Genomic DNA, 7,279 nt, shown 5'->3' with positions numbered 1-7,279 from the left:
ACGGGGTATCAACTAATCTGGCGTTGATTTTTGGCACGCTGTTGAGTTCTCAAGGTGCGGACGCTTCCTTTGTACTTACCCTCTCGGGCTTTCCTTCGGGCGCTTCCTTCGTTCTTGCGTTTCCGACTCTATCAGATCTTTCCGATCCGATTTCCTCGGTGCTTTCCGGTCCCGAATTTGTTTCCTCGAGGCCTTCCGGCGTGTTCCGACTTTATCAGAATCATTTCGGCCGACCTAATCGGTGACTTCGTGATTCGAATAAGGAATCGGGATGGCTCCACCGTCGGAGAATTCCGACCGGAGCGAGGAAGACTGTAACTCGTCGGCCCCGAGCTTGTCCAGCTCCAGGCAACCGTTCTAATCTACCTCCCCACGCCGACCGTGTCAACGGTTTTTGTGGGCGGAGAGGAGACTAGCAGGTCAGCGGAGTGCTCCGCACATCGGTGGTGTCGGGCAGGTCAGGCCGCCGTCGGCAGTTCCGCGCTGCGGTCGGCCTCTTCGACGTCGCCCGAGTCGCCGGCCCGCGCGGCACGGCCGCCGAGTACATAGACGTACGCGAGAAATGCCAGCTCAGCGATGATGCCGATGGAGATCCGGGCCCAGGTCGGAAGGCCCGACGGGGTCACGAAGCCCTCGATCAGGCCGGACGCGAAGAGGACCAGGGCGAGTCCGATGGCCATGCCGATCGCCGCCCGGCCTCGTTGCGCGAGGGCGGCCCGGCGGGTGGTGGGGCCCGGGTCGATCACGGTCCAGCCGAGGCGCAGGCCCGTACCGGCCGCGACGAAGACGGCGGTCAGTTCGAGCAGGCCGTGCGGAAGGATCAGGCCGAGGAAGACGTCGAGACGGCCGGCTCCCGCCATCAGGCCTATGCCGACGCCGACGTTCAGCATGTTGAGGAACAGGATGTAGAGGACCGGGATCCCCAGGAACGCGCCGAGCACCAGGCAGACGGCCGCCGCCTGGGCGTTGTTCGTCCAGACCTGCGCCGCGAAGGACGCCGCCGGGTGACTGGAGTAGTAGGTCTCGTACTGGCCGCCGGGGCGGGTCATCTCGCGCAGTTCGGCCGGGGCGCCGATCGAGGCCTGCACCTCGGGGTGCGTACCGATCCACCAGCCGATCAGGGCCGCGACCAGGGTCGATATCAGCGCCGTCGGCACCCACCAGTGGCGGGCGCGGTAGACCGCGGCGGGGAAGCCCGTCGTCAGGAACGTGGCCGCGTCCCGCCAGGAGGCGCGGCGGGTGCCCGTGACGGTCGCCCGGGCGCGGGCCACGAGCTGGGTGAGCCGGGCCGTGAGCATCGGGTCGGGGGCGCTGGTCTGGATCAGCGAGAGATGCGTGGCCGTGCGCTGGTAGAGGGCGACGAGTTCGTCGGCCTCCGCACCGCTGAGGCGGCGTCCCCGGCGCAGGAGGTGGTCGAGACGGTCCCACTCGGCACGGTGTGCGGTGACGAAGACGTCGAGGTCCATGATCGGCTGCTGCTCCAGGCACTGGGTGCGTACGGTCCGTACAACTGCGGCGCGCTGCGCATCAGCTTGGCAGACTGGCGTTCGGACGGGGTTCGGCAGGTCGACGAAGGGCGGGGCGGCGTGAGTGGGGTCGTGACGGGCGATGCCGTCGTACTGGGGTTGCAGCCGGCGCGGCTGCCGAGCCGGGCGCTGGCCCTGCTCATCGATCTCGTCGTGATCTGGTTCGCGTACCTGCTCGTCAGCCTTCTCCTCCTGGTGGCGACGGCTTCGCTGGACGAGGCCGCCGCCATGGCGATCTCCATCGTGGCCTTCCTCCTCTTCCTCGTCGGCGTGCCGATCGCCGTGGAGACGCTGACGCACGGGCGGTCGCTCGGGAAGCTGGCCTGCGGGCTGCGGGTGGTGCGGGACGACGGGGGGCCGATCCGGTTCCGGCACGCGCTGATGCGCGGGGCCATGGGGGTCGTCGAGATCCTGATGACCTTCGGTGCCGTCGCGTGCGTCGCCTCGCTCGTCTCCGAGCGCGGGCGGCGGATCGGGGACGTCTTCGCGGGGACGCTGGTGGTGCGGGAGCGGGTCGCCTCCGCCCGGAGCATGGTCGTGCCGCCGCCCCCGCAGTGGCTCGTCGGGCGGTTCGGCGGGCTGGACCTGTCGGCCGTGCCCGATCCGCTGTGGCTGGAGATACGTCAGTACCTGACGCGGATGACGCAGCTGGACCCCGCCATCGGGCGGCGGCTCGCCGAGCGGCTCGCCGACGAGCTCGTGGCCCGGACCGGGACGCCTCCGCCGCCGGGGGTGCCCGCCGCCGCCTTCCTCGCCGGCGTCGTCGCCGAGCGGCAGGCCCGGGACGCCCGGCGGGCGTTCACCCCCACGGCCACGGCCGGGAGCGCGGGTGGGAGCGGGAGCGGGTCGGTGGGGCTCGGTGGGCTTCCGGGGGGTGGGGTGCGTCCGTCGGGGGGTGGCTCCGGGCGGCAGTCGGCCGCCGGGGGTTCCGGGGGCGCCGATTCCTCCGGGGCCGCCGCTCCCGCCACCGGGTTCGCGCCGCCCGCCTGAGTCAGAAGGCCGACGGCGGGGTGCCCAGGTCCTCCAGCTCGATGCCGGGGGCCGAGAGGACCACGTCGCCGGCCAGGTGGACGGTGTGCCGCTCCCCCGTGTCGAGGGTGCTGACCTGGTACTCGTCCACGGTCAGGGGCCCGTTGTCAGTGGCGTGCGCTTCACTCTTCATCAGGGCCCAGGACTGGTCGACCGTCAGGGGGGCGAGCACGGGATCCGTGAAGGCGACGAGCCGGACGCGGGTCTCGGGGGAATCGGGGGTGAGCCGCAGGAGCCGGGAGATCGCGACGAGGAACGCCGGGGACGTGCCGGCGAAGGCGTGGGCGCGCACCTTGCCTTCGGTGGCGTGGGCTCCGGTGGGGTCGGTGCGGACCCAGGTGACGCCGTCGACGGCGGCGCCCCGCACCTGCCAGTCCGCGGAGCGGAGTTCGAGGCGGATCGGGCGGCCCAGTTCGTCGATGGCCAGGTCGACGGAGCCCATGGGGTCGCCGGAGGGGGTGGTCGTCCGTGAGACGTAGCGCCAGCCGGACGGGCCGGGCGCGCAGCTGAAGTGCTCTTCACCGAGGGGGGTGTGATCGTGCGGGTCATGGAGCGAATAACGGCCGCGGGGCATGGGTCCTCGGGGTGCTTCCTGGAGCTGTGGGCCGGGTGAGACGGGGCAGGCCCCCGACACGGGGGTGCGGGGGCCTGCTTGTTCCTCTACGGGTGTGCCGGGCACCCGGGCGTCCGTGAGCGGACGCCCGGTGCCGGTGCATCAGTAGCGGTAGTGGTCCGGCTTGTACGGGCCCTCGACCTGGACGCCGATGTAGGAGGCCTGCTCCGGGCGGAGGGTCGTGAGCTTGACGCCGAGGGCGTCGAGGTGGAGGCGCGCGACCTTCTCGTCGAGGTGCTTCGGGAGCACGTAGACGTCGGTCGGGTACTCCTCCGGCTTGGTGAAGAGCTCGATCTGGGCCAGGGTCTGGTCCGCGAAGGAGTTCGACATCACGAAGGACGGGTGGCCCGTCGCGTTGCCCAGGTTGAGCAGCCGGCCCTCGGAGAGGACGATCAGGACCTTGCCGTCGGGGAAGGTCCAGGTGTGGACCTGCGGCTTGACCTCGTCCTTGACGATGCCGTCGATCTTGGCCAGGCCGGCCATGTCGATCTCGTTGTCGAAGTGGCCGATGTTGCCGACGATCGCCTGGTGCTTCATCTTGGCCATGTCGCCGGCCATGATGATGTCCTTGTTGCCGGTCGTGGTGATGAAGATGTCGGCCGTCTCGACGACGTCGTCCAGGGTCGCGACCTGGTAGCCGTCCATCGCCGCCTGGAGGGCGCAGATCGGGTCGATCTCGGTGACGATGACGCGCGCGCCCTGGCCGCGGAGGGACTCGGCGCAGCCCTTGCCGACGTCGCCGTAGCCGAAGACGACCGCGGTCTTGCCGCCGATGAGGACGTCGGTGGCGCGGTTGATGCCGTCGATCAGGGAGTGGCGGCAGCCGTACTTGTTGTCGAACTTCGACTTGGTGACGGCGTCGTTCACGTTGATCGCCGGGAAGAGCAGGGAGCCGGCCTGCTGCATCTCGTAGAGGCGGTGGACACCGGTGGTGGTCTCCTCCGTCACGCCGCGGATCTCCGAGGCGAGCTGGGTCCACTTCTGGGGGCTCTCGCCGAGGGTGCGGTTGAGGAGGGTCAGGATGTACCCGTACTCCTCGCTGTCCGCGGTGGACGGGTCCGGGGCGGAGCCGGCCTTCTCGAACTCGACGCCCTTGTGGACGAGGAGGGTGGCGTCACCACCGTCGTCGAGGATCATGTTCGGGCCGCCGGTGGGCGTGTTCGGCCAGGTGAGGGCCTGCTCGGTGCACCACCAGTACTCCTCCAGGGTCTCGCCCTTCCAGGCGAAGACCGGGACGCCCTGGGGGTTCTCCGGGGTGCCGTTCGGGCCCACGGCGATGGCCGCGGCGGCGTGGTCCTGGGTGGAGAAGATGTTGCAGGAGGCCCAGCGGACCTCGGCGCCGAGGGCGACCAGGGTCTCGATGAGGACGGCGGTCTGCACGGTCATGTGCAGGGAGCCGGTGATCCGGGCGCCAGCCAGCGGCTGGGCGGCGGCGTACTCGCGGCGGATCGACATCAGGCCGGGCATCTCGTGCTCGGCGAGGGTGATCTCCTTGCGGCCGAAGGCGGCGAGGGAGAGGTCGGCGACCTTGAAGTCCTGGTTGGCGACAGTCGTCATGACTGGTGCTGCTCCTCGTGTGATCGGTTCGAGGGTCGAGTGGGCACACCGGTGCACCGCAGTCGTGCCGTCACGCGGGCATGGGAATGCCCGGTAACTTCCGCGGTGCAGTCGTCGGAGGCCCTCTCTCCCTCGGCCGGTCCATGTGGGGACCGCCCGACCGCCATCAGCAGCGACGTCTGGCTGGTCACGAATCTACACCGATCGGCGCAGTGACCCACAGTCCGGTCCCGTTCCGGATTCGGCTGGATCATGGCTCGACAAAGGGTCCAGCGGCCTGCATATTCAGGGCCTTTTGGACTTTTGACGCCGTCGTCCGCCGCGAAAGGATGCTTCGGGATTCCGGAGCGATGGCGTCCGGGGAGAGCGTGAGGAGACGTACGTGAGGAACAGCTCGTGACCAGCCCCGCGGGTGAGCAGCGCACGCGGAGGCTGCTCGCGGTGACCGCGTGTCCGACGGGGATCGCCCACACCTACATGGCGGCGGAGAAGCTGGCCCAGGCCGCCGCGGCGATGGGTGTGGAGATCAAGGTGGAGACCCAGGGATCCATCGGCGCGGAGAACGTTCTTACTGACAACGATGTCAGAAACGCGGACGGGATCATCATCGCCGCCGACAAGGACGTGGACCGCAGCCGGTTCGCCGGCAAGCCGGTGCTGTCGGTGGGAGTCGCCGAGGGCATCCACCACCCCGAGCGGCTGATCGAGCGGGTCGCCGACGCGCCCGTACAGGCGGGCGACGGGAGCGGCGGCGCGGCGGGCGACGGAGGCGGCGCGGGAGGCGGCGGCAAGGAGCGGAGCCTCGCGTACAAGGCGCTGATGAACGGCGTCTCGTACATGATCCCGTTCGTCGTCGTGGGCGGGCTGCTGCTCGCGGTGTCGCTCGCCATGGGCGGCCACCCGACGCCGGAGGGCCTGGTCATCCCGGAGGACTCCTTCTGGAAGGACGTCAACAACATCGGGACCATCGGCTTCCAGCTGATGGTGCCGATCCTGTCCGGCTACATCGCGTACGCCATCGGGGACCGGCCCGCGCTGGTGCCGGGCATGATCGGCGGCTGGATCGCCAACACCGGCGCGCTGTACGGCTCCGAGGCGGGCGCGGGCTTCATCGGCGCCATCGTCACCGGCTTCCTCGCGGGCTATCTGGTGCTGGCGATCAAGAAGGTCCCGGTGCCGAAACTGGTCCAGCCGATCATGCCGATCATCGTGATCCCGATCGTCGCCACGACCTCGCTCGGGCTCTTCTTCATCTACGTGATCGGGCGGCCCATCTCCTGGGTCTTCGAGCACCTGACGAGCTGGCTCGGCGGGATGACCGGCACCAGCGCGATCCTGCTGGGGGCGATCCTCGGTCTGATGATCGCGTTCGACATGGGCGGGCCGGTCAACAAGACGGCGTTCCTGTTCGGCGCCGGGCTCATCGGCACCGGCAACGAGGCCGTCATGGGCATGTGCGCCGCCGCGATCCCGGTCATGCCGCTCGGCCAGGGCCTGGCGACGCTGATCCGCCGCAAGCTCTACAGCCAGCAGGAGCGGGACACCGGCATGGCCTCGCTCTTCATGGGCATGTTCGGCATCTCGGAGGGCGCGATCCCGTTCGCCGCCGCACGGCCCGCGCAGGTGATCCCGGCGAACATGCTGGGCGGTGCCGTCGCCGGCGCCCTCGCCGGGCTCGCCGGGGTGACCGACGCGGTGCCGCACGGCGGTCCGATCGTCGCCGCGCTGAGCGCGATCGGCGGGGTGCCGATGTTCTTCGTCGCGGTCGCGGCGGGCACGGTCGTCACCGCGCTCTCCACCAACGCGCTCATCGAGATCCGCGAGCGGCGCGCCGGGGGTGGCGGGGCGGCCCTCGCCACGGCGGGAGCGCCCGCCGAGGCGGCCGTCGGGGTGCCCGCCGGGGTCGGCGCGGCCGTGCCCGCCGGGGCGCCCGACTCCGGGGCGGCCTCCGTGCCCGCTGCCGGGGCGGCCTCCGTGGCGGCCTCCGGTGCCGGGCCCGCGCCCGGTGCGGGCGGCGGCGGAGGTGCCTCGGCCGAGGGGGGCGGAGACCAGGTGCTGTCCGGGTATCTCACCGCCCGGACCGTGAAGCTGCGGCTCGACGCCGATGACAAGGACGCGGCGATCCGCGAGATGGCCGCGATGCTCGCGGGGACCGGGAAGGTCGCCGATCCCGAGGAGCTCGTCCGTGTCGCCTTCGCGCGGGAGGACCAGGGCACGACCGGGCTCGGCGAGCAGATCGCCATCCCGCACGCCAAGACGGACGCGGTCACCGAGCCGCTCGTCGGCTTCGCCCGTTCGCCGGAGGGCGTGGAGTGGGGCTCGCTCGACGGGACGAAGGCGCGGCTGATCTTCATGATCGCGGTGCCGGCGGCGGCCGCCGGTGACGAGCACCTGCGGATCCTGGCGCTGCTGTCCCGCAGGCTGATGGACGCCGCCTTCCGCGAGCGGCTGCTGGAGGCGCCCGACGAGGACGGGGTGCTGGCGCTGCTCGCCGAGATCCGGTAGCCGGTAGCCGGTAGCCGGTAGCCGGTAGCCGGTAGCCGATGGTCGATTG

Annotated in this window: 6 protein-coding genes; 3 read left to right on the top strand and 3 right to left on the bottom strand. The window is 70.6% G+C overall.

The genetic code is table 11. From position 1 onward, the window contains the following. The coding region (locus tag ACZ6J5_RS20880; RefSeq protein WP_469393569.1) for a hypothetical protein at positions 1–245 on the top strand (245 nt) is incomplete at its 5' end. Between the two features lie 213 nt (positions 246–458). Here the strand turns inward: ACZ6J5_RS20880 and ACZ6J5_RS20875 are convergent. Beyond that, positions 459–1,466 (bottom strand): stage II sporulation protein M, encoded by a 1,008-nt coding sequence (locus tag ACZ6J5_RS20875; RefSeq protein ID WP_469393567.1) that lies wholly within the window; start codon positions 1,464–1,466, stop codon positions 459–461. A 132-nt stretch (positions 1,467–1,598) separates the two neighbouring features. On the opposite strand from ACZ6J5_RS20875, the gene ACZ6J5_RS20870 reads away from it, so the two are divergent. Continuing rightward, positions 1,599–2,516 carry an RDD family protein gene (locus ACZ6J5_RS20870; protein ID WP_469393565.1) on the top strand — a complete coding sequence of 306 codons (918 nt, stop codon included), beginning with the start codon at positions 1,599–1,601 and terminating at the stop codon, positions 2,514–2,516. 1 nt (position 2,517) lies between these two features. Here ACZ6J5_RS20870 and ACZ6J5_RS20865 read toward each other — a convergent pair whose 3' ends face one another. Further along, positions 2,518–3,129, bottom strand: coding sequence for a hypothetical protein (locus ACZ6J5_RS20865; protein ID WP_469393563.1), 612 nt, complete (start codon positions 3,127–3,129; stop codon positions 2,518–2,520). Positions 3,130–3,270: 141 nt separating this feature from the next. Then, on the bottom strand, positions 3,271–4,725 hold the full coding sequence (gene ahcY, locus ACZ6J5_RS20860; protein WP_469393561.1) for an adenosylhomocysteinase: 1,455 nt from the start codon (positions 4,723–4,725) through the stop codon (positions 3,271–3,273). Positions 4,726–5,121: 396 nt separating this feature from the next. Here ahcY and ACZ6J5_RS20855 point away from each other — a divergent pair, with 396 nt between their 5' ends. Next, positions 5,122–7,230: a fructose-specific PTS transporter subunit EIIC gene (locus tag ACZ6J5_RS20855; protein ID WP_469393560.1), complete on the top strand. Its 2,109-nt coding sequence runs from the start codon at positions 5,122–5,124 to the stop codon at positions 7,228–7,230. Positions 7,231–7,279: the final 49 nt, after the last annotated feature.

The organism is Streptomyces sp. NPDC042100, from assembly GCF_055582325.1.
This window is presented reverse-complemented; position numbering and strand designations above follow the sequence as displayed.